General features: G+C 64.4%; 21 protein-coding genes. 10 read left to right on the forward strand and 11 right to left on the reverse strand.

Going from position 1 to position 19,356, the window contains the following annotated elements; genetic code table 11:
* Positions 1 to 55: 55 nt before the first annotated feature.
* Positions 56 to 928: a transporter substrate-binding domain-containing protein gene (locus C8C89_RS21650; RefSeq protein ID WP_208327748.1), complete on the reverse strand. Its 873-nt coding sequence runs from the start codon at positions 926 to 928 to the stop codon at positions 56 to 58.
* Between the two features lie 248 nt (positions 929 to 1,176).
* Between C8C89_RS21650 and C8C89_RS21655 the strand changes: the two genes are divergently transcribed.
* Positions 1,177 to 1,440, forward strand: coding sequence for a heavy-metal-associated domain-containing protein (locus C8C89_RS21655; protein WP_166674821.1), 264 nt, complete (start codon positions 1,177 to 1,179; stop codon positions 1,438 to 1,440).
* Between the two features lie 25 nt (positions 1,441 to 1,465).
* On the opposite strand, the gene C8C89_RS21660 is transcribed toward C8C89_RS21655, so the two are convergent.
* From C8C89_RS21660 to C8C89_RS21670, 3 genes are read right to left on the reverse strand one after another with little or no spacing between them, the layout of a single operon-like run.
* The gene (locus tag C8C89_RS21660; protein WP_133992488.1) at positions 1,466 to 1,993 is read right to left on the reverse strand and encodes an SCP2 sterol-binding domain-containing protein; all 528 of its coding nucleotides are present in this window, start codon (positions 1,991 to 1,993) and stop codon (positions 1,466 to 1,468) included.
* A 20-nt stretch (positions 1,994 to 2,013) separates the two neighbouring features.
* Positions 2,014 to 2,910: a U32 family peptidase gene (locus C8C89_RS21665; RefSeq protein WP_133992490.1), complete on the reverse strand. Its 897-nt coding sequence runs from the start codon at positions 2,908 to 2,910 to the stop codon at positions 2,014 to 2,016.
* Between the two features lie 9 nt (positions 2,911 to 2,919).
* Positions 2,920 to 3,954: a peptidase U32 family protein gene (locus C8C89_RS21670; protein WP_101484456.1), complete on the reverse strand. Its 1,035-nt coding sequence runs from the start codon at positions 3,952 to 3,954 to the stop codon at positions 2,920 to 2,922.
* Positions 3,955 to 4,118: 164 nt separating this feature from the next.
* Here C8C89_RS21670 and C8C89_RS21675 point away from each other — a divergent pair, with 164 nt between their 5' ends.
* From C8C89_RS21675 to C8C89_RS21705, 7 genes are all read left to right on the forward strand, one after another.
* Positions 4,119 to 4,535 carry a hypothetical protein gene (locus C8C89_RS21675; protein WP_133992492.1) on the forward strand — a complete coding sequence of 139 codons (417 nt, stop codon included), beginning with the start codon at positions 4,119 to 4,121 and terminating at the stop codon, positions 4,533 to 4,535.
* Between the two features lie 118 nt (positions 4,536 to 4,653).
* Positions 4,654 to 6,402 carry a ribonucleoside triphosphate reductase gene (locus C8C89_RS21680; protein WP_133992494.1) on the forward strand — a complete coding sequence of 583 codons (1,749 nt, stop codon included), beginning with the start codon at positions 4,654 to 4,656 and terminating at the stop codon, positions 6,400 to 6,402.
* Positions 6,399 to 6,596 (forward strand): anaerobic ribonucleoside-triphosphate reductase, encoded by a 198-nt coding sequence (nrdD, locus tag C8C89_RS27550; protein ID WP_133992496.1) that lies wholly within the window; start codon positions 6,399 to 6,401, stop codon positions 6,594 to 6,596. Before C8C89_RS21680 ends, nrdD begins: the two co-directional genes overlap by 4 nt.
* Complete coding sequence (locus C8C89_RS21690) at positions 6,589 to 7,293, forward strand: anaerobic ribonucleoside-triphosphate reductase activating protein (RefSeq protein WP_133992498.1); 705 nt, start codon at positions 6,589 to 6,591, stop codon at positions 7,291 to 7,293. The genes nrdD and C8C89_RS21690 overlap by 8 nt, the downstream gene beginning before the upstream one ends.
* Positions 7,294 to 7,441: 148 nt before the next feature.
* Positions 7,442 to 11,497: a Pls/PosA family non-ribosomal peptide synthetase gene (locus tag C8C89_RS21695; RefSeq protein WP_133992500.1), complete on the forward strand. Its 4,056-nt coding sequence runs from the start codon at positions 7,442 to 7,444 to the stop codon at positions 11,495 to 11,497.
* A complete protein-coding gene (locus tag C8C89_RS21700; RefSeq protein WP_133992502.1) occupies positions 11,497 to 12,048 on the forward strand; it encodes a 4'-phosphopantetheinyl transferase superfamily protein in 552 nt (183 codons plus the stop codon). Before C8C89_RS21695 ends, C8C89_RS21700 begins: the two co-directional genes overlap by 1 nt.
* 234 nt (positions 12,049 to 12,282) lie before the next feature.
* Positions 12,283 to 13,191 (forward strand): LysR family transcriptional regulator, encoded by a 909-nt coding sequence (locus C8C89_RS21705; RefSeq protein WP_133992504.1) that lies wholly within the window; start codon positions 12,283 to 12,285, stop codon positions 13,189 to 13,191.
* On the opposite strand, the gene C8C89_RS21710 is transcribed toward C8C89_RS21705, so the two are convergent.
* A complete protein-coding gene (locus C8C89_RS21710) occupies positions 13,188 to 13,865 on the reverse strand; it encodes a phosphoribosylanthranilate isomerase (protein ID WP_101480589.1) in 678 nt (225 codons plus the stop codon). The genes C8C89_RS21705 and C8C89_RS21710 overlap by 4 nt on opposite strands.
* Before the next feature lie 125 nt (positions 13,866 to 13,990).
* Here C8C89_RS21710 and C8C89_RS21715 point away from each other — a divergent pair, with 125 nt between their 5' ends.
* Positions 13,991 to 14,218 (forward strand): hypothetical protein, encoded by a 228-nt coding sequence (locus tag C8C89_RS21715; RefSeq protein WP_070218305.1) that lies wholly within the window; start codon positions 13,991 to 13,993, stop codon positions 14,216 to 14,218.
* A gap of 62 nt (positions 14,219 to 14,280) precedes the next feature.
* Positions 14,281 to 14,685 carry a hypothetical protein gene (locus C8C89_RS21720; RefSeq protein WP_101480588.1) on the forward strand — a complete coding sequence of 135 codons (405 nt, stop codon included), beginning with the start codon at positions 14,281 to 14,283 and terminating at the stop codon, positions 14,683 to 14,685.
* Between the two features lie 113 nt (positions 14,686 to 14,798).
* Here C8C89_RS21720 and C8C89_RS21725 read toward each other — a convergent pair whose 3' ends face one another.
* The 6 genes from C8C89_RS21725 to C8C89_RS21750 all read right to left on the reverse strand — a co-directional run bounded on the left by C8C89_RS21725 (position 14,799) and on the right by C8C89_RS21750 (position 19,154).
* Positions 14,799 to 15,827 (reverse strand): RNA methyltransferase, encoded by a 1,029-nt coding sequence (locus C8C89_RS21725; protein ID WP_101480587.1) that lies wholly within the window; start codon positions 15,825 to 15,827, stop codon positions 14,799 to 14,801.
* A gap of 64 nt (positions 15,828 to 15,891) precedes the next feature.
* Positions 15,892 to 16,233 carry a zinc ribbon domain-containing protein YjdM gene (locus tag C8C89_RS21730; RefSeq protein WP_071078124.1) on the reverse strand — a complete coding sequence of 114 codons (342 nt, stop codon included), beginning with the start codon at positions 16,231 to 16,233 and terminating at the stop codon, positions 15,892 to 15,894.
* A 91-nt stretch (positions 16,234 to 16,324) separates the two neighbouring features.
* Positions 16,325 to 17,302 (reverse strand): CDF family Co(II)/Ni(II) efflux transporter DmeF, encoded by a 978-nt coding sequence (dmeF, locus tag C8C89_RS21735; protein ID WP_101480586.1) that lies wholly within the window; start codon positions 17,300 to 17,302, stop codon positions 16,325 to 16,327.
* A 17-nt stretch (positions 17,303 to 17,319) separates the two neighbouring features.
* Positions 17,320 to 17,595 carry a metal/formaldehyde-sensitive transcriptional repressor gene (locus C8C89_RS21740; protein WP_101480585.1) on the reverse strand — a complete coding sequence of 92 codons (276 nt, stop codon included), beginning with the start codon at positions 17,593 to 17,595 and terminating at the stop codon, positions 17,320 to 17,322.
* Between the two features lie 119 nt (positions 17,596 to 17,714).
* A complete protein-coding gene (locus C8C89_RS21745) occupies positions 17,715 to 18,542 on the reverse strand; it encodes a TlpA disulfide reductase family protein (protein ID WP_133992506.1) in 828 nt (275 codons plus the stop codon).
* A gap of 75 nt (positions 18,543 to 18,617) precedes the next feature.
* On the reverse strand, positions 18,618 to 19,154 hold the full coding sequence (locus C8C89_RS21750; RefSeq protein WP_243858329.1) for a DUF2325 domain-containing protein: 537 nt from the start codon (positions 19,152 to 19,154) through the stop codon (positions 18,618 to 18,620).
* Between the last annotated feature and the right edge of the window lie 202 nt (positions 19,155 to 19,356).

Below are 19,356 nucleotides of genomic sequence, written 5' to 3' on the forward strand. Positions count from 1 at the left end.
TCATTCATCGGGGAGAACAGAAAGAACAGGATCCTCTGCGCCTGCAAGGGCGTGACTAGTAATGGTTTGGACGATACCAGAGTGCCTTGCGCACCAGCGGCGTCTCCTCGGGCAAGTCAGGATTGGCCAGTTCCAGCACGTACCGATGGGACAGCTTCAAGCCATCTGCGAGACGACCAAAATGCCGCTGGAACAGCTGCGCGAAACTGCCATCGGCGAGCATGGTTTCCAGCCCGATTTCAATGTGACGTACCAGTTCCGGCCGGTGCTTGCCGACAAAAAAATACAGCGCCGCCGGGTAGCGGATGACCAGATGGGCATCGAGTGCCAGCGGCAATTGCGCATGGCTGGCCAACTCGCTTTGCACCTCGATTACGGAACGGGGAAAGTAATCGATGCGCCCTGCCGCCAGTTGCTGGAACAGGCCTTCGTAGGTGCTCGAGGTATCGAGGCGCAAGCCGTTCGCCTGCAGGATGGCGGAGTCGGGCCAGTCGCGCATCTGGCCGGCAGACAGCCGCGCCAGGGCGGTGATGCTGCGTACGGACCGCAGCAGCTGCGGCTGGCGCGCCTGGATCAGCGCCACGCGCCAGCCGATCAGGCCCCGGTCGATGGGGATGCGCACCGGCAACAATTGCGTTTCGCGCGCGCGGCTCGTCATGGCCCAGACGACATCGACGCTGCCCGACGCCGTGGCGATTTCCTGCATGGCACGCGTCTGCACCATGCGCAGTTCCGAACGGCGCAATGCATACGCCTGGCCCGAACGCGCCAGCGCCATTTGCAGCAAGGCCGTCACGTAACCTTGCTGCGGATCATTGAGCGCCTGGTGGCGCGGATATACGAGCGGTAGCGGCGGCAGCCGCGCATTGACGGCGGCGGCGCCCAACGGCCACAGGCCGGCAAGCATGAGCAGGGGGCGGCGCTGCATGGCCCCTCCTTTCCAGCGCTTTCATAGCGTTCTTATCAGAATGACAGTATCGCGCAGCATGCTGTGCTTGTCGACTGGAATAGGCAGACTATGTAAACAAAAACAACAACTTCGGACCAAGCAAGAGGGGTGGGAGTTAATCCAGATCAATAAACTCGTAAATAAAAAAATAAATCTTGCGTGCCGCTCTGGACGGCATGCACGCCCCTCGCCTACGCTGTTTTTTATTTGAAAAACAAGAGGAACCCATGCAAACAGCGCGCTTGAATATTATCGGGATGGATCACGAAGGCTGCGCCGACAGGCTCACGGGCGCGCTCGAAGCCGTCACCGGCGTGGCCACCGTGTGCGTCTCTCTGGCGCGCCACGGTGCCACGGTGCAATTTGACGAACGGCTGGCCACGCAGGAACGCCTACTGGCCGCCGTCAATGACGCCGGCTTCATGGGCGAGACGACGGCGGTAGAACAGCTGGCCTCGTGCAGCGGCGCCTGCGGCCACTGCCGCCACTGAACGCCTGCTGCCGCCAGCTCCCCGCTCACCCTCCCCGCGCACCCCGGTCGCGCAGATGCGCCAGCACGCGGCGCGGCCCCAGCGCCTGCAGGTCGAATGGCGGCAGCTCGATGGCGTCTAGCGTATTCTTGAACAGCAAGCCCAGCTCCGTATCGCCTTCCAGGCTCAGGCGGCGGCTGAAGAACAGCGTGTCCGGATCTTCCTGGCGCCGCGCCATCAGCATCAAATCGTGCACGCTGGCGGCGATGCACAGGTCCGGCACGTCCACATAACGCTCGGCCACGAACACGGTGCCCTGCCACTCGAAATCGAAGGCGATGCCCGCGTCCAACAGGCGCAAGCGCAGGCTGCGTCCTTCCAGGCTGCAGCGCACATCGTCGGGCAATTGCGGCGCCAGCAAGCGATTCAAGCCTTGCACGAACAGCCAGGAGGCGGGATACGGCGGCAGCTTGGACAGCAATTCGGCCAGCGGCTCGGGCAGCCGGTACGACATGGCGGGCTTGTTCGTGGGAGGCTTGGCAGGGACGGCCAGTCTTTCCAGTTGATCTTGCATGGTGCTTCCTTTCAATGCGTTCAATGGGCGGCGTGCTGTTCCATGCCGGGCTGGCCATGCCAGTAGCCGTCGCAGGCGCCGGCGGGCTGGCAGGCCGCCAGCTGGGCCTGGGCGCCCACGCCGCTGACCTGGCCGCGGCGGGCGCGGTCAAAGATGGCGATGACTTGTTCCGTATGCATCGCCTGCGGGCTGATACGCGCCACCGCCACGCCCATGTCGCGCATGGCGTCGAGTTCGCGCACCAGGTTATAGACTAGTGCCGACTGCGTCTGCGTGCCATTCAGTACGAGGAAGGGCACCTCGTCGCGCGTGCGCAGCAGCAGGCCGTCCGGCTCTTCCAGGCAGCTATAGCCGCAATCGTCCTTCGGCAGGTTGCGGTTGCGCGCCGTGAAACAGCGGGCGGAAAACGCCAGCGGCATGCGGCCGTAGGCAAAGACTTCCGTCTCCAGCCCTTCCGGTTTCTGGCGCTGCATTTCGGCCAGCGCCGTCTGCCCCATTTCCAGCGGCATCACCCAGCGCCGCGCGCCCAGGCGCGCCAGCAGTTGCAGGCTGGGGCCATTGAACAAGTTCAGATGGGGGCCGGCGACAAAGGGCGCGCCCTTTTCCATGCAGTGCACGGCGCCCATGTCGTTGGCCTCGACCGTATAGCGGCCATTGCCCGTGATGCGGCGCAGGGTCGCCAGTTCGGCGCCCGCCTCGATCAGCGCCTGCGTCGACAGCACCACCTCCTTGCCGGCAGCGGCCAGCAGGTCGGCGATATCGAGCCAGTCGGCCAGGCGCAGCTCATGCCGACGCGAGCACACGGTTTCGCCCAGATACACGATATCGACGGCGGTGCCGGCGATCTGCTGGTAAAACTCGAAGACCGTGGCGCGCGGCCAGTAGTACAGCAAAGGACCCAAAGAAAGCTTCAGCATGTTCATCCTCTATTTCCAAGATCTATGATAAGCGCCCAAGGTGTGCTGCTGACCTTCTGCCAGCTTGTCCATGGCCGCCATCCAGCCCGGCTTGACGGCATAGCGTGGATTGCCTTCGCGGCAGGCGTCGATCGCTTCGCGCCACACGCGCGTGACCTGGGCCACGTAGGCGGGACTGCGTTGGCGCCCTTCGATTTTCACGGCGCGCACGCCCATGGCGATCAGTTGCGGCAGCAGCGCCAGGGTGTTCAGGCTGGCCGGTTCCTCGATCGCGTAATATTCTTCGTCATTGACTTCGAAACGCCCCTTGCACAGGGTGGGATAGCTGGCGTTTTCGCCTGGCGCATAGCGGTCGATCAGCACGCCGTTCAGGCGCGATTCCAGACCGTTCGGCGTTTCCAGCCAGCGCACGGATTTCGCCGGCGAGCACACGCCGTGCGTATTCGGCGCCTCGCCCGTCGCATACGACGATAGTGCGCAGCGCCCTTCGACCATCACGCACAGGCTGCCGAAGCCGAATACTTCGATCTCCACCTCCGTCTTGCTGATCAATTGCTCCACCTGCGCCATCGACAGCACGCGCGGCAGCACGGCGCGGGCGATGCCGAAGTGCTCGTGATAGAAGTTGATCGCTTCATAATTCGTGGCCGAGCCCTGCACAGACAAATGCAGGCGCAGCTGCGGCTGGTGCTGGGCCGCGTAGGCCATAAGGCCCGGGTCGGCGACGATCATGGCGTCGATGCCCGCCGCGGCGGCACGGTCGATGGCGCTGCGCCACACGGCCCAGCTGTGCGGCTGCGGATAGGTATTCAGTGCCAGCAGCACCTTGCGTCCATACTGGTGGGCGTAGCGCACGCCTTCGGCGATGGCCTTCTCGTCGAAATTGAGGCCGGCGAAATTGCGCGCATTGGTGGCGTCGCGAAAGCCCAGGTAAACGGTATCGGCGCCATTGTCGACAGCCGCTTTCAAGGCAGGCAGGCTGCCGGCGGGGCAGACCAGTTCCAGCGGTCCGGCCACGCGGGTGGCGGTGGTTGATTCAAGCATCATGATGTTCACAGTCCTGTATCGGCTCAGGGTGCAGACTATAGCCCCGCCCATGCCGCCCAGTCCTTGACGCAGGTGAAGGAATGCATGCATGGCTGGCGCACCTTCAACTTGCTTGACCTGGCTGTAAAATGCCCATCTTTCCTCCTGTTTCAGTTCCCACCATGACCCGCAAACCGCTGCTGATTTTCCTTCTGACCCTGTTCCTCACCGCGCTGCAAGTGCAGTGGGCCGGCCCGACCGATGGCTATGACGCAGGGACCATCTCCGTGCTGTCGCCGGAAGTACTGGGCGCCTATCCGGGCGTGCTGCTGCTGTTCCTGCTGGCCGTGTTCGCGCGCCGTCAAATGCCGCTGCTGCGTCAGGCCGCCATCTGCACGGGCCTGCTGGCCATCTACTGGCTGCTGGCGAACTACGCCACGTTCGACGCGCGCGTGGCCAGCTGGAGCACCTATACGCCGCTGGAAATCTGGACCCACGTGCTGCCCGCCTCCGTCGCCAGCATCGCCGCCTGCGGCGCCGCGTTCTTTTGCGCGAGCTGGCTGATCCTGCGCGAAACACGCTGGAACAAAACCGGCTGAGGTGGTTTTTTCACCTGGATCAAGGATATGCGAATCGCTTGCACGCCACCTTTGACCGCACTACATTTAGTGGATAACCTTCATAAAAACACCGCATGTTGTGTTTATTGGAGGTTTCATGACGACGAATGCAGTTTCCCCCACACGCGGCCAGGTCGATGTCGCCGCGTCCATCAATGAATACCTGGAACGGCGCGACTGGCGCGTGAACGCCAATGCCAACCAGGGGTATTCCCTGGGTGGACTGATCCTCAATGTGTCGGGCAAGGTCATCGCCAACTACTGGCTGGACCAGGTGTATCCGCCGGCAGTGGGCGCGGCGCACCGCGAAGCGGCGCTGCACATCCACGACCTCGACATGCTGGCCGGCTATTGCGCCGGCTGGTCGCTGCGCACCCTGCTGCATGAAGGCTTGAATGGCGTGCCGGGCAAGATCGAATCGGGTCCGCCGAAACACATGTCGAGCGCCATCGGCCAGATCGTCAATTTTCTGGGCACCCTGCAAAATGAATGGGCCGGCGCCCAGGCGTTCAGCTCCTTCGACACCTACATGGCACCCTACATCCGCAAGGACAGCCTGCGCTACGAAGACGTGCGCCAGCATATGCAGGAGCTGATCTTCAACCTCAACGTGCCATCGCGCTGGGGCACGCAGACGCCGTTTACCAACCTCACCTTCGACTGGGTCTGCCCGGACGACCTGCGCGAGCAGATTCCCGTCATCGCCGGCCAGGAGATGGACTTCAGCTATGGCGAGCTGCAGGCGGAGATGGACATGATCAACCGCGCCTACATCGAGATCATGATGGCGGGCGACGCCAAAGGCCGCGTCTTCACCTTCCCCATCCCCACCTATAACATCACCGAGGATTTCGACTGGCATAGCGAAAATGCCGAACGCCTGTTCGAGATGACAGCCCGCTACGGCCTGCCCTACTTCCAGAATTTCATCAATTCGGAACTCAAGCCGAACATGATCCGCTCCATGTGCTGCCGATTGCAACTGGACTTGCGCGAACTGCTGAAACGGGGCAATGGCCTGTTCGGTTCCGCCGAGCAGACGGGCTCCCTGGGCGTGGTGACCATCAACTGCGCGCGCCTGGGCCATTTGTGGCGCGGCGACGAAGCGGCGTTGATGGCGGACCTGGACCGCCTGCTGGAACTGGGCAAGACCAGCCTGGAAATCAAGCGCAGCACCATCGAGGAATTGATGCAGCAAGGCCTGTTTCCCTACACGAAGCGTTACCTGGGTACCCTGCGCAATCACTTTTCCACTCTGGGCGTGAACGGCATCAATGAAATGATCCGCAATTTCAGCGGCGACGCTTACGACATCACGGCACCGGAAGGCCATGCGCTGGCCGTGCGCCTGCTCGACCACGTGCGCGCCCGCATGGTGCAATTCCAGGAAGAAACGGGCCATATGTATAACCTGGAAGCGACGCCGGCCGAGGGCACCACCTACCGCTTTGCCCGCGAAGACCGCAAGCGCTATCCCGCCATCCTGCAGGCCGGCACCGTCGACAACCCGTATTACACGAACTCGTCGCAGCTGCCCGTGGGCCACACGGACGACCCGTTCGAGGCGCTGGAATTGCAGGACGCGCTGCAGCGCAAGTACACGGGCGGCACGGTGCTGCACCTGTACATGACGGAAGCGCTGTCGGACGCGAATGCCTGCCGCGAACTGGTGAAACGCGCCCTGAGCCGCTTTTCGCTGCCCTACATCACGGTCACGCCCACGTTTTCCATCTGTCCGCGCCATGGCTACCTGGCCGGCAAACATGAATTCTGCCCCACCTGCGACGCGGAACTGATCGCCCGCAAGCAAGCCCACCCTGCTCCATCACTTGAGGAAACGCCATGAATGCACGTCCCGACTTCACTCCCGCCATCACCCTGCTCGACACCGAACGCCAGCGCTGCGAAATCTGGACCCGCGTGATGGGCTACCACCGTCCTGTCGCCTCGTTCAACATCGGCAAGCAGGGCGAATTCCACGAGCGCCAGTATTTTACGGAAGCGAGCGCCCGGCTTGGCCAGCCCGCCTGCCATGGCTGAGTTGAAAGTGGGCGGCCTGACGCCCTTTTCCGCCACCGACTACCCGGGCAAACTGGCCGCCGTGGTCTTCGTGCAGGGCTGCCCCTGGCGTTGCGGCTATTGCCACAATCCCCATCTGCAGACGCGCACGCCGCAGGGCACCATGCCCTGGCAGGACGTACTGACCTGGCTGCGCCGCCGCGTGGGCCTGGTCGACGCCGTCGTCTTCAGCGGCGGCGAGGCGTGCATGGACCCGGCGCTGGCGCGCGCCATGCAGGACGTCAGGGAACTGGGGTTCGGCGTCGGCCTGCACACGGCTTGCATCTATCCGCAGCGCCTGCAGGAAGTGCTGCCCCTGGTCGATTGGGTGGGCTTCGACATCAAGGCGCCGTTTGCCGACTATCGTCATGTGACCCGCGTGGCCGGCAGCGGCGACCCGGCGCGCGCCTGCCTGGACGCCATCCTCGCCAGCGGCGTCGCCTACGAATGCCGCACCACCACCCACCCGGACTTGCTGCCGGACGAACAGCTGCTGGCCCTGGCCACCACCCTGGCCGCCAAAGGCGTCGACAACTACGTGCTGCAGCAGTTCCGCGCCGAAGGCTGCCTGGATACGGCGCTGGCCGGGCGCCCCCTGCACGGCTATCCTGCGGCGCGCACCGTGGCGCAAATCGGCGCCATGTTTCCCCGTTTTACATTCCGTAATCATGGCAATTGAGCTAGTCGCCACATAATTGCTGAAAGCCCCACAAAATTACCCGTTCTGCAACGCTGAAAAGTCTTGCGTGCTGTAATGTATCAACTGTGTTGCGCACCACGTGCAGCCCGTCAGATTCCTCACACAGCATTACAGATAAGCGTCATCCATGAACGATTTCACCGCAGTCAGCCCAGGCATCCCTTCCACCCACGCCGATATCCTGTACGGCCCGCCGCGACCGGATCTGCTGCGCGAGGAAGTGCTGGCCGACCTGCTCGAAGCGACCGCCCGCCGCTGCCCTGGACAGATCGCCCTGATCGATGGCGAGCGCCGCATCACGTATGCGGAACTCGATGCCCAGGCGGGTCTGGCCGCGTCGCGCCTGGTGGCGGCCGGCGTCAAGCCCGGCGACATCGTGGGCCTGTGGCTGCCGCGCGGGGCCCCTCTGCTGCTGATGCAGGCGGCGATTGCCAAGGCGGGTGCCGCCTGGCTGCCCGTCGATGAAGACACGCCCGTCGAGCGCCTGCAGGTGTGCCTCGATGACGCCAATGGCGCTGGCGTCGTCAGCTGTACGCAGTTCGCGCCGCGCCTGTCTGATGCTGGCATTAAACGCCCCGTATGGACGGCGGAAAGCCTGCTGGCCCCCGCCGCACCGGGCGAACACTTGCCCGCGCGCGGCGCCGTGCTGCCCGAACACCCGGCGTATGTAATCTACACCTCCGGCTCCACGGGCAAGCCCAAGGGCATATTGATCAATCAGCGCAGCATCTGCCACTTCCTGCGCAGCGAAAACGCCGTGCTGGAAGTGACGCAGGCCGACACCGTCTACCAGGGCTTTTCCGTCGCCTTCGACATGTCGTTCGAAGAAATCTGGATCGCCTACCTGGTGGGCGCCACCCTGTGGCTGGGACCCAAGGATATCTCGGGTGACCCGGAAGCCTTGCCGCGCGCGCTGGCCGAGAACAAGGTAACTGTTCTCCATGCGGTGCCGACCTTGCTGGCCCTGTTCGCCGAAGAGGTGCCCAGTCTGCGCCTGATCAACCTGGGCGGCGAGATGTGCCCGGAATCGCTGGTCGAGCGCTGGTCGCGCCCTGGCCGCGCCATGTTCAACACCTATGGCCCCACCGAGGCGACAGTGTCATGCAGCCTGGCGCGCCTGCGGCCCGGTGAACCTGTCACCATCGGCACGCCGCTACCCAACTATGGCTTGCTGGTGCTGCAGGTGGCCGAGCCGGGAGAAAACCGCCCCCTGGCCCTGCTGCCACGCGGCGAAACGGGGGAATTGTGCATCATCGGTCCCGGCCTGGCCGAGGGTTATCTGGGCCGGCCCGACCTGACAGTGGAAAAATTCCTGCCCAACCCGTGGGCGACAAACGAAGATGATGCGCGCCTGTACCGCACGGGCGACCTGGCCCGCATCGATGCCGACGGCCAGGTGCTGTGCCTGGGCCGCGCCGACGACCAGGTGAAGATCCGCGGCTTTCGCGTGGAACTGGGCGAGATTGAGGCCGTGCTGGCGCAGCAGCCCGGCGTGGGAACGGTGGCCGTATTGTTGCGCAAGGATGACGGTATCGACCAGCTGGTAGCCTACATCGTCGCCAGCGACGATGCACCCGACGATGCACTGACGGCGAAAACCCTGCGCAGCGCATTGAACCTGCATTTGCCGCCATATATGGTGCCTGGCCGCTTCGAGCTCCTGCCGCTGATGCCGCGCCTGACTTCGGGAAAAATCGACAGGAAGGCCCTGAAGGCCATGCCGCTGTCCGCACCACCGGCTGGCGAAGCGGGTGAATCGGACGTGCCGGAAACCCCCGCCGAAGCGGCCCTGTTCGCGGCGCTGGCGACACTCTTCCCTGGCCAGCCGATACGGCGCCAGCTGGACTTCTTCAGCGACCTTGGAGGCCACTCCTTCCTGGCCGCGCGCCTGGCCTCCGCCCTGCGCGCAAATCCGGCTTACGCCCACATGACGGTGCGCGATATTTATCACAATCGCCAGATCGGCAAGATCGCCGCCGTGCTGAACGAAGCGCCCGCGCTTGCCACGCCGGAAGCGGAGTGGACACCGCCGTCGACCCTGAAACGCTGGATCTGCGGCGCGGCGCAGGCGGCCGCCGTGCCGGGCCTCGTCACCTTGCGCATGGCGCAGTGGATGGCGCCGTTTTTCACCTACCACTTCTTCACGGGCGACACGGGAGATACCGTGCCGCGCGCCATCGCCGCCTCCATCGGCGTGTTCCTGCTGGCGACCCTGGCCGAATTTGCCATCGCGATTGCCGGCAAGTGGCTGATCGCGGGGCGTTTGAAACCGGGCAGCTATCCGCTGTGGGGCATCACCTATTACCGCTGGTGGCTGGCCGACCGACTGGTCGAATCGGCGCCCGCGTATCTGCTCAGCGGCTCGTCTCTGAACAGCTGGTGGCTGCGCGCGCTGGGCGCGAAAGTGGGCAAGGAAGTGGTCATCGGCTCGATGACCCTGCGCGCGCCCGACCTGCTGTCCATCGGCGACAACGTCAGTGTGGGCAATGCCGTCAACTTTGAAAACGCCAGGGTCGAGCGGGGCCGTTTGCTGCTGGGCCGCATCAGCATCGGCGACGATGCCTGCATCAGTTCCTATGCGATTTTGGAAGGCAATACCAGGGTGGGCGCCTTCGGCCACCTGGAGGGTCAATCGGCGCTGGCCGACGGCGCCTTCGTGCCGGACGGCCGCGTCTATACGGGTTCGCCCGCGCGCGACATCGGCCCTTACGATCCTGCCAGCCAGCCGCCCCGCCCCGCCGTCTCGCGCCTGCGCCTGACGGGCGAAACCCTGTTTTTCTGCTTTGGCATGGTCCTCATCGCCGTGCTGTTCTTCATGCCCGTTTTCCCCAGCTTCGTGCTGATCGACTGGTTCGACGAACGCGAAATGATGCCGTGGCTGCAGGGGCGCGACGTGACGACCCAGCTGGCTCGCTACTTCCTGCTGGCCTTCCCCGCCAGCGCCGTGCTGATCGTGCTGACGGCCCTGCTGTCGGCCGCCATCCGCTGGAGCGCGCTGCCCCGTTTGAAGCCGGGCAGCTCGCCCGTGCACAGCAATATCTATTGCGCCAAGTGGCTGGTCAGCCATATCCAGGAATCGAGCCTGAACGTCCTGCACGGCATCTACGCCACCGTGTACGCCCCATACTGGTACCGCCTGTTGGGCGCCAAGGTGGGCAAGGGCGCCGAGATTTCCACGGCCCTGGGCGTGGTGCCCGACATGCTGACCCTGGGTGACGACACCTTTATCGCCGACGCCGTCATGCTGGGCGACGAGCAGATCGACGGCGGCTGGATGACCATGCGCCCCACCGTCATCTCGCACCGCAGCTTTGTCGGCAACGGCAGCTATATCCCGGACGGCACCGTGCTGCCCGAGCACGTGCTGATCGGCGTGCACACGCATGCGCCGCGCAATGCGCAGATGCACAGTGGCGATACCTGGCTCGGTTCTCCGCCCATGCACCTGCCTGCGCGCGAACAGGTCAGCGGTTTTGCGGAACACCTGACCTTCAAGCCATCCATCCTGCGCCGCCTGGGCCGCAGCCTGATCGAAGCCTTCCGCATCGTCGCGCCGCACGCGGTGGTGATTGCCGTCGGCTACACCCTGGTGCTGGACGTGATGCCGATCGCGGGCGCCGGGCGCTGGGGCGAAGTGGTGGGCGACCTGGCCATCGCCGGCATCGCCTACGGTATCGGCAATTTTTTGGTGGTCGTGCTGTTCAAGTGGCTGCTGCTGGGACGCTACCGCAAGCATGCGGCGCCCATGTGGACGCCGTTCGTGTGGATTTCGGAAGGCGTGACCAACCTGTATGAAGGCATCGCCGTGCCCAACTTCATGCGCTACCTGCGCGGCACGCCGTGGCTGCCACTGGCCTTCCGCCTGTTCGGCTGCAAGATCGGCCGCGGCGTCTACATGGACACGACGGACATTACGGAATTCGACTGCGTGCATATCGGCGACTACAGCGAATTGAACGCGCTGACCTGCCCGCAAACGCATTTGTTTGAAGACCGCGTGATGAAGATCGACCACGTGGAGATCGGCCAGCGCGTCTACATGGGCCCGCGCAGCTCCGTGCTGTACAGCGCCAAGGTGGGCGACAATGCGCGCCTGGGTCCCTTGACCCTGGTGATGAAGGGCGAACACATCCCAGCTGGCAGCAACTGGGCCGGTTGCCCGGCGGCGCCACTGCGCAGCTGATGGATTCAACGGTGCTCTGGTCGGGCGACGGCGTGCTGGTGATCGGCATCGCCGCCGTCCTGCCGCGCGCCGAAGCCCGCCTGCGCATCCGCGCCGCCGTGCGGGAAGCGGCGGCGCAGTGGCTGAAGTTGAACAGCGAGGCAGTCTCGCTGGAGTCGACGCCGGGCGCTCCTCCCCGCCTGCTGCTGGCCGGCCGCACAGCAGGTTTGTCATTGACCCATGACGAGGGAATGTCGCTGGCCGCAATCCACCTGCATGGCGCTGTCGGCATCGACGTGATGCGCGTGCAAGACATTGCCGACTGGGCGAATCTGGCGCGCGATTACCTGGGGTCGCAGGTAGCGCAGGAACTGGCCGCCGGCCCCGCCTCCCTGCGCCCCGCAGCGCTGGCACGGGCCTGGACGGCGCGCGAAGCGGCGCTCAAGTGCGCGGGTTTACAATTGATGGAGTGGGACGGGATAGCATTGGATTGTCATTTGCAAGCCGTGGAGACGCCGCAAAATTTCGTGGCTATGTTAGCGACAATCCGGGGTCAGACCCGACGGGTCTGACCCCAGCTTTACGCCGTTGGGTTGATTCCCTCTCAATCCTCCTTGCCATCATCAGCTCCACCGATCTGGACGAAAATCAGTTTTGCGATAATACTGACGAGCAAACCCAGCACCCCGATCAATTCCAGCATGGCCTTTCCTTTGCAGTGACAGCAGAGCAATCCACTGTAGCCTGAACGCCGGGGCAAGGCTAATATCAAATCAGGCAGTCACCGATCTCGAAAAGGCATACGATTGATTTCCATCAGACAGTTCCGCTATTTTGTCGAAATCGTCGATGCGGGCAGCTACTCGCGTGCGGCGGAAAAGCTGTATATCGCGCAGTCGGCCCTGAGCCGGCAGATCAAGGAGCTGGAAGGCGAGGTGCAAGCGCTGCTGCTGACGCGCGACGCGCGCCACATCGAACTGACGCCGGCGGGCCAGGTATTTTATGAACGCGCCAAACGCATCCTCGAAGACATCGACGAAACCGTGCGCCAGACCCGCCATGTAGGGCAAGGCGCGCAAGGCATCATCCGCCTGCTGCATTCAAGTTCCGTCACCCTCACGCCCGCCATCGGCGCCGTGCTGAACCGCCTGCTGGCGCAGTTTCCAGGCGTTTCGCTGGATATATCAAAGGGATCGTCGGAAAACCAGGCAGCCGATATCGAGGAAGGCCGCGCCGACCTGGGCCTGGTGCGCCTGCCCACCTTGCGCAAGCACGCCAAAATCGTCGTACACGAACTGTTTGCGGAAAAACTGGTGGTGGCCGTGTCGTCGGCCTCGCCGCTGGCCGCGCTGGAGCGCACGACGATTGCCGCCCTGCGCGACGAAGCGTTCGTCTCGATCCCGCACAAGGACCGCGGTGGCCTGAGCTACCTGGTGGCGGGCCTTTGCCTGGCGCAGGGCTTCTTTCCGAAGGCGGCGCGCGCCCTGTCGCGCAAGACCTCGCAGCTGAACCTGATCGAGGCCAACATGGGCATCGCCATCGTCCCCGACAGCATGCGCCTGGTGGCGCCGCCCGGCGTGTGTTTTATAGCGCTGCCGGACGAAGAATCACATTCCATCGTGGGCCTGATCTCGCCACGCGCCGCCAGCGGCATGGTGGCCGCGTTTACAGAAGCGTTCGTGCGCGAGATGAACGCCTTGGCAACGGCCGTTTAACCTTCCGCGTACAGTGCCGCATCCACATCGCGCACGGCCCCCATCAGCAAGGCCAGCTTCATCACATCGAGCTTGCCGTCGGTGCGCACGCGCGAGCAAAGGTCGATGCCGTAGGGGCGTACCTGGCGCAGCGCGTCGGCCACGTTGGTGTCGTCCAGCCCACCGGCCAGGAAGACAGGGCGGGGGCTGGCCCGCACGAAGCGCGCGCTGACGGACCAGTCGTGCGGGCGGCCCGTACCGCCCAATTCCGGCACGGCAGCGCCAGGGCGGCCCGAGTCGAGCAGGAAGGCATGCACATGGGGCGCGTAGGCGGGAATCAGCGCCAAAGCCTCCGGCCCTTCCACGTGGATCACCTGCACGCGCCGCACGTGCGGCAGCAGGCGCGCCAGCTGCGCCGCTTCGCCTGGGTCGATATGCCCGACGATCTGCACGGTGGACGGCTGCGTGGCGCGCACATGTTCCACAATGCGCTGCGCCGTCGTTTCGGACGTCAGCAAGAACGTGGCGACGGGCGGCGGAGTCCAGGCGGCGATCTGCGCGATGCGCGCGTCGGGAATCGGGCCGGGGCCGGACGGCATGGCGGCCACCAGGCCCAGCGCATCGGCGCCGGCGGCAATCGCCAGTTGCGCTTCGTCGATGGAAGCGATGCAGCAAATCTTGATACGGGTTCTCATGGCCTTGCGCGCTCAATCGGGATGATCAACATTACAACACAGGGTAGCGCGCACGCCAAGACACGCGGTCAAGGCCGCGCACGATTGTGTGCCAGAATGGGGGCCACCCACTTCCCGAGTAATCCATGGCCGACTACAAGAACCCCAGCTACGTGGCCCGCTCCATGCACCCACGCTTCGATGAACTGACCTCGCCCGGCGAAGCCGTGCCGTATTCGGGCATCTATCGCTGCGATGGCTGCGCGCATGAAATTGTGTCCACGGAAGGCCACGTCATGCCGCCGCAAAACCATCACCAGCACAGCAGCGAGCAAGGTGCCATCCGCTGGCGCCTGATCGTCAGCCCGCGCTGATTGACACGCGCCAGGTGGCGGACGATACTTGATTCATCCGGGATCGCCATTGGAATACCAGCATGCGCATCGTCGATTTTGAAGTCCGCAAGGAGTGCCCGCCGCAGCTGTGCGACTGCGAGCGCGAGCGGCTGCTGCACGATCCGCAGACAGACGTTGCCATCCTGCGACTGAACCTGACGGAAGAAAAGCGCCTGCTGGCCCACATCGAAGGCATCGCCACGCATGCGCAGCTGCAGAAGCTGCAGCTGCTGCTGAAGAAGAACCTGGGCGTGGAACTGCAGATCGCGCCGGGCGGCGGCGAAGTGCGCACCGTGCGCGGCTTCCAGATACGCCTGGTGGAGCAACCCGGCCTGTGCCGCAAGACGCGCGCCGCCATTCCGGCCGCCGTGCGGCGCTGCCTGGCCGCGCATCCCGAGATCGCGTTTGCAATCCTGAATGAAAACGATTTGCTGGGTGGGGTGTGAGCCGAGTAGGTCGGATTAGCGGAGCGTCATCCGACACCATTGTTGGCCTCGCAATGTCGGATTACGCGGTTCCCGCTAATCCGACCTACGCCGCTACGCCGCTGACCCCGGTTCTACGCTACGTGTATCTCGATCATTTTCTTGCCCTTTGCTGCGCGTGCGCGCAACTGCCCGCAGCCGCCCTCCACATCCTGCCCGGCCGAATCGCGCAATTTGGTCAGCACCCCCCGCTCGTGCAGGGCGGCGGCAATGGCGCGCGCCTTTTCCCAGCTGGGGCGCTTGAACGGCAAGTCATCGATGGTGTTGTACGGGATCATGTTAAGCACGGCGTACTTGCCCTTCAGGAGCGCCACGATGCCGTCCATCTCGTCATCGCCATCGTTCACGCCTTCCATCAGGGTCCATTGATATTGCACCGGGTAGCTGGTGAGGCGCGCATACGATTCGCCGAAGTCCACCAGTTCGCGCGGCGACAACTTTGGCGCGCGCGGCAGCAGCTGTTCGCGCAGATCCGGCTTGGTCGTATGCAGGGACAGGGCCAGCGCCGGCTTGACGCGCCCTTGCGGCAGGCGCTCGAAGGCGCGCGGGTCGCCCACCGTGGAAAACACCAGGTTCTTGTGGCCGATATTGCCCTCGGTGCCCAGCAGTTCGATCGCTTCCATCACATTGTTCAGGTTATGCGCCGGTTCACCCATGCCCATGAAGACGACTTTTTTCACGGGGCGCAGGGTGCGCGCCAGTACCACCTGTGCCACGATCTCGCCGCTGGTCACCTGGCGGATCAAGCCGTCGCGGCCCGTCATGCAGAACTGGCAGCCGACAGCGCAACCGACCTGGCTCGATACGCACAGGCCGTCGCGCGGCAGCAGCACGCTTTCCACCGTCTGGCCGTCGTGCAGCCCCACCAGCAGGCGCGCGGACCCGTCGGCGCCCGGATGGGTGCTGAGCAACTTCAGCATGCCCTGTAATTCGAGGTCGAGCGCAGGCAAAGCCTCGCGCACGGGCAGCGGCAAAAAGTCTTCGGCGCGGCGCCGGCCCTGGTCGTGCGGCTGACCCTGTATCCAGTCGCGCAGCACGCGCTGTTCGTGCAGGGGCTTGGCGCCCAGCGCGCGCAGGCGCTGGCGGAGATGATCGATTTGCATGGATTCTGAATAAAAAAACGGCGCGCAGGAATGAAGCCAGCGCGCCGTGTTACGGGTAAAAGCGTTACACCTTCTTGACGAATTCCGTCTTCAGGCTCATGGAACCGAAGCCGTCGATCTTGCAGTCGATATCGTGGTCGCTGTCGACCAGGCGGATGTTCTTGACCTTGGTGCCCATCTTGACGACACCGCCGCCACCCTTCAATTTCAAGTCCTTGATGACGCTGACCGTGTCGCCATCCTGCAGGATGTTGCCGGCCGAATCGCGGTACACCCTGGCGCCCTCTTCCGCCGCTTCGCCTGCCGTGGCCGACCATTCATGCGCGCATTCAGGGCAGATCAACTGGCTGCCGTCTTCATACGTGAATTCGGATTTGCATTGCGGGCATGGTGGTAATGTGCTCATTTTCTTCTCTGTCTGGTGAACAGCGTGTGCTGTAAAAGCCGACAGTATAGTGCCTACGCCCCGTATCAGCGCGCTTTTTTCGCCATCATTGTCAAGCTCGACGAATAATCTCGATGGTGCTGTGGACAATTTCCTCGTGGATGCCGATGCGCGCGCGCAGCTTGGCACCTGTCAGCGAGGGATCGCGGCTGACGACGGACAAGGCGCACGAGTACAGCTGCCTGCCGACTCTCCAGACGTGCAGGTCGACGATGCGCGGCGTGTCGCCGGCGTTTTCCACTTCTACCGCCTCGCGGATTTCCTCCACCACGGGGTGATCCATCTCGCGGTCCAGCAGGACCTTGCCCGTCTCGTGCATCAGCTTTTTCGCCCACAGGGCCACCAGTATGGCACCGACGATGCCCATCACGGGATCGAGCCAGCGCCAGCCGTAAGCCCACGCGCCGCCCAGCGCAAGGATGGCCAGCACGGAGGTGGCGGCGTCGGCCAGCACGTGGATGTACGCGGCCTTCATGTTCAGGTCTTCGCCATGGCCATGGTGGTCGTGATGACCGTGGTGATCATGATGATCGTGGCCGTGACCATGGTGATGCTCGTGGTCGTGGTGCCCGCCGAGGATCAGCGCGCACACCAGATTCACCAGCAGGCCGAAGGCCGCCACCGCCATCGCCTGCGGATAGTGGATGGGCTGCGGCGAGAACAGGCGCTCGACGGAAGCGGCCACCATCAGCACGGCCACGCCCAGCAGCAGGATGGCGCTGGTGTAGCCGGCCAGCACTTCGATCTTCCACGTGCCGAAAGCAAAGCGGGGATCGCGCGCATAGCGGCGCGCGGCCGCATACGCAAAGGCGGCCAGGCCGATGGCCAGCGCGTGCGAACTCATATGCCAGCCATCGGCCAGCAGGGCCATGGAGTTGTACCACCAGCCGGCGACGATTTCCAGCACCATGGTGGCCAGGGTGATCCACATGACGATGCGCGCGCGGCGTTCCGCCTTGTCGCTGGCCCCGCCAAAGACGTGTTCGTGCTGCCAGGCGGAGAGGTCTTCCTCGATATGTTGCAGTTTCATGCTGGTCTCTCCGATGATTATTTGAGGTAGGTGCGCAGGATGCCCGCGATGTCGTCGGCGCCCCTGGCACGCTCGTCGCTGGCCAGATCGGGGCTGGCCACGTGCTCGCGCAAGTGCTCTTCGATGACTTCGGCCATCAGGCCATTCACGGCGCCACGCACGGCGGCGATCAGCTGCAGCACTTCGCCGCAGTCGCGGCCCTCTTCCAGGCCCCGCTCCAGGCCTTCCACTTGGCCGCGGATGCGCTTCACGCGATTGAGCAACTTGGTCTTGTTGTGCGCTGTGTGTCCCACGATTCCACCTCGATAAATACTATAGGGGGTATACTATCAAAGAGAGCCGGGCAGCGGCAAGGCGTAAAAAAAGCCGCGCATCCTCGCGGATGAGCGGCTGAATCAGGACGCGAGGCGCCTTACGGCGAAGACGCGGCGATTTTCTGCAGCTTGCTGGCCAGCGAGGCATCGGACAGTTCGCCCAGGTGGGTATCGACCAGGCGCCCCTGCGCGTCATAAAACAGGGTGGTGGGCAAGGCCGAGGAACCGGCCGCCTTGCCCAGTGCCGCCTCGCTGTCGAGCACCACATTGCGCAGGGTCACGCCGCTACTGTCCAGGAAAGCGCTGGCGGCCGCCGCCTCTTCGCGCTGGTTGGCATACACGAAGAGGATATCGGCGCGCGCCTGCTGCGCGGCTGCCAGAACGGGCATTTCGCGCCGGCATGGCGGGCACCAGCTGGCCCACAGGTTGACGACCATGGGCTTGCCGCCGGCCAACGCCGCCAGAGTCGTTGGCGCGCCGGCTAGCGTATGCAGGGCCACGGCCGGCAAGGCTGTCGGCTTGTCATAGGCCAGCCCCACGCCCGCGCTCAACACACCCCAGGCCAGTGCGCCGGACGCCACGCTGATGGCCAGGGGCCGGCGCATGGCCGCCATGGCGGGACGCCGGCAGCGCCACGCGGCGATGGCCAGCGCGGCAGCAACGCCGGCCGGCGCCATGAAGCCGCCGTCGCGGATATTCAGGATGGACCAGGGCGCAGCCAGATACTGTTCATGCCAGCGCAAGACAAACGCCAGCCGAGCCGCCAGCAGGCCGGCGATCAGCAGGTCGGAAACAAGGGGGCCGGCGTCCGGCAACTGGCGGTACCGCCGCAGCCACCACGCGACGCCGTAAGCGACGCACAGGGAAACGAACAGCAGGACCAGGCCCGTAGGCAGGGCCAGGGGGCCGATTTGCAGGGACAGCATGGGCACTCTCTATCACGTCGAATGGATGGCCATTGTGACCCATGCGGATTAAGCCGGCGTTAAGCGGCACGAAAGTCAGGTGACCAGCGCCTCCTTGCGCACAAAATGCATGGCTTGCGGCTGGTCCACCAGCACGCACTGCTTGCCCGTGCGCCGGCAGTGGTCATGCACGCGCCAATAGGCATCGTGGCTGACGCAGCCCGTCTGGCAAATCACCAGGTCGGCCGCCACCAGGCCCGCTTCCAGCGCCGCCGCATCGTCGGCACCAGCGTCGCCGCCAGCGTGGTGCAGGAAGCGTCCACCAGCCTGCTCGACGGCCTGCTGCGCCATGTGCGCACCGTGCGCAACCTGGCCAGCATCCTGGGTCAAATAGCTGCCCACATACAGCACGGCTTTCTCACGTACGTCGGCCTGCAAGCCTGGCACGGGCAGCCACTGCAAGCGCAGCAACTCGCGCATCAATTCCTGCACGCGCTCACCGAGCCACTCGACCCGGCGGGCCAGCCGCGCACGCGTAGGCAAGCCCGGCACGCTGGCCGCCAGTTCAGCCAGCTCGTCGCGTGCCAGCGCCAGCTGCGTATCACGGATCACGACTTGCGCCCGCGCGCGCATCAATTCCGAATCCAGCTGCGCGATACGGGCCGCCTGCGCGGCCAGCTGCGCACTGCAGCGCGCCTGCGCGCGGCCATATTCGCCCATCAGTACGCGATGCTCATGCGCGATCACGTCCTCCTTGCCATACACACTGCCCATCATGCCCTCCTTCACCGAGCGTGGCGCCAGGCGCCAACCCATCACTACCTCATGGATCTGC

The sequence above is a fragment of the Janthinobacterium sp. 75 genome, assembly GCF_004365495.1.
Taxonomy (GTDB): domain Bacteria; phylum Pseudomonadota; class Gammaproteobacteria; order Burkholderiales; family Burkholderiaceae_D; genus Janthinobacterium.

Coding starts and splice junctions, on each gene's coding strand:
- dmeF (WP_101480586.1), bottom strand. CDS start 17,302: ATGAAACTGCAACATATCGAGGAAGACCTCTCCGCCTGGCAGCACGAA.
- C8C89_RS21690 (WP_133992498.1), top strand. CDS start 6,589: ATGGCTGAGTTGAAAGTGGGCGGCCTGACGCCCTTTTCCGCCACCGAC.
- C8C89_RS21730 (WP_071078124.1), bottom strand. CDS start 16,233: ATGAGCACATTACCACCATGCCCGCAATGCAAATCCGAATTCACGTAT.
- nrdD (WP_133992496.1), top strand. CDS start 6,399: ATGAATGCACGTCCCGACTTCACTCCCGCCATCACCCTGCTCGACACC.
- C8C89_RS21660 (WP_133992488.1), bottom strand. CDS start 1,993: ATGCAAGATCAACTGGAAAGACTGGCCGTCCCTGCCAAGCCTCCCACG.
- C8C89_RS21680 (WP_133992494.1), top strand. CDS start 4,654: ATGACGACGAATGCAGTTTCCCCCACACGCGGCCAGGTCGATGTCGCC.
- C8C89_RS21725 (WP_101480587.1), bottom strand. CDS start 15,827: ATGCAAATCGATCATCTCCGCCAGCGCCTGCGCGCGCTGGGCGCCAAG.
- C8C89_RS21650 (WP_208327748.1), bottom strand. CDS start 928: ATGCAGCGCCGCCCCCTGCTCATGCTTGCCGGCCTGTGGCCGTTGGGC.
- C8C89_RS21710 (WP_101480589.1), bottom strand. CDS start 13,865: ATGAGAACCCGTATCAAGATTTGCTGCATCGCTTCCATCGACGAAGCG.
- C8C89_RS21715 (WP_070218305.1), top strand. CDS start 13,991: ATGGCCGACTACAAGAACCCCAGCTACGTGGCCCGCTCCATGCACCCA.
- C8C89_RS21720 (WP_101480588.1), top strand. CDS start 14,281: ATGCGCATCGTCGATTTTGAAGTCCGCAAGGAGTGCCCGCCGCAGCTG.
- C8C89_RS21695 (WP_133992500.1), top strand. CDS start 7,442: ATGAACGATTTCACCGCAGTCAGCCCAGGCATCCCTTCCACCCACGCC.
- C8C89_RS21700 (WP_133992502.1), top strand. CDS start 11,497: ATGGATTCAACGGTGCTCTGGTCGGGCGACGGCGTGCTGGTGATCGGC.
- C8C89_RS21750 (WP_243858329.1), bottom strand. CDS start 19,154: ATGCGCGCGCGGGCGCAAGTCGTGATCCGTGATACGCAGCTGGCGCTG.
- C8C89_RS21745 (WP_133992506.1), bottom strand. CDS start 18,542: ATGCTGTCCCTGCAAATCGGCCCCCTGGCCCTGCCTACGGGCCTGGTC.
- C8C89_RS21655 (WP_166674821.1), top strand. CDS start 1,177: ATGCAAACAGCGCGCTTGAATATTATCGGGATGGATCACGAAGGCTGC.
- C8C89_RS21665 (WP_133992490.1), bottom strand. CDS start 2,910: ATGCTGAAGCTTTCTTTGGGTCCTTTGCTGTACTACTGGCCGCGCGCC.
- C8C89_RS21675 (WP_133992492.1), top strand. CDS start 4,119: ATGACCCGCAAACCGCTGCTGATTTTCCTTCTGACCCTGTTCCTCACC.
- C8C89_RS21670 (WP_101484456.1), bottom strand. CDS start 3,954: ATGCTTGAATCAACCACCGCCACCCGCGTGGCCGGACCGCTGGAACTG.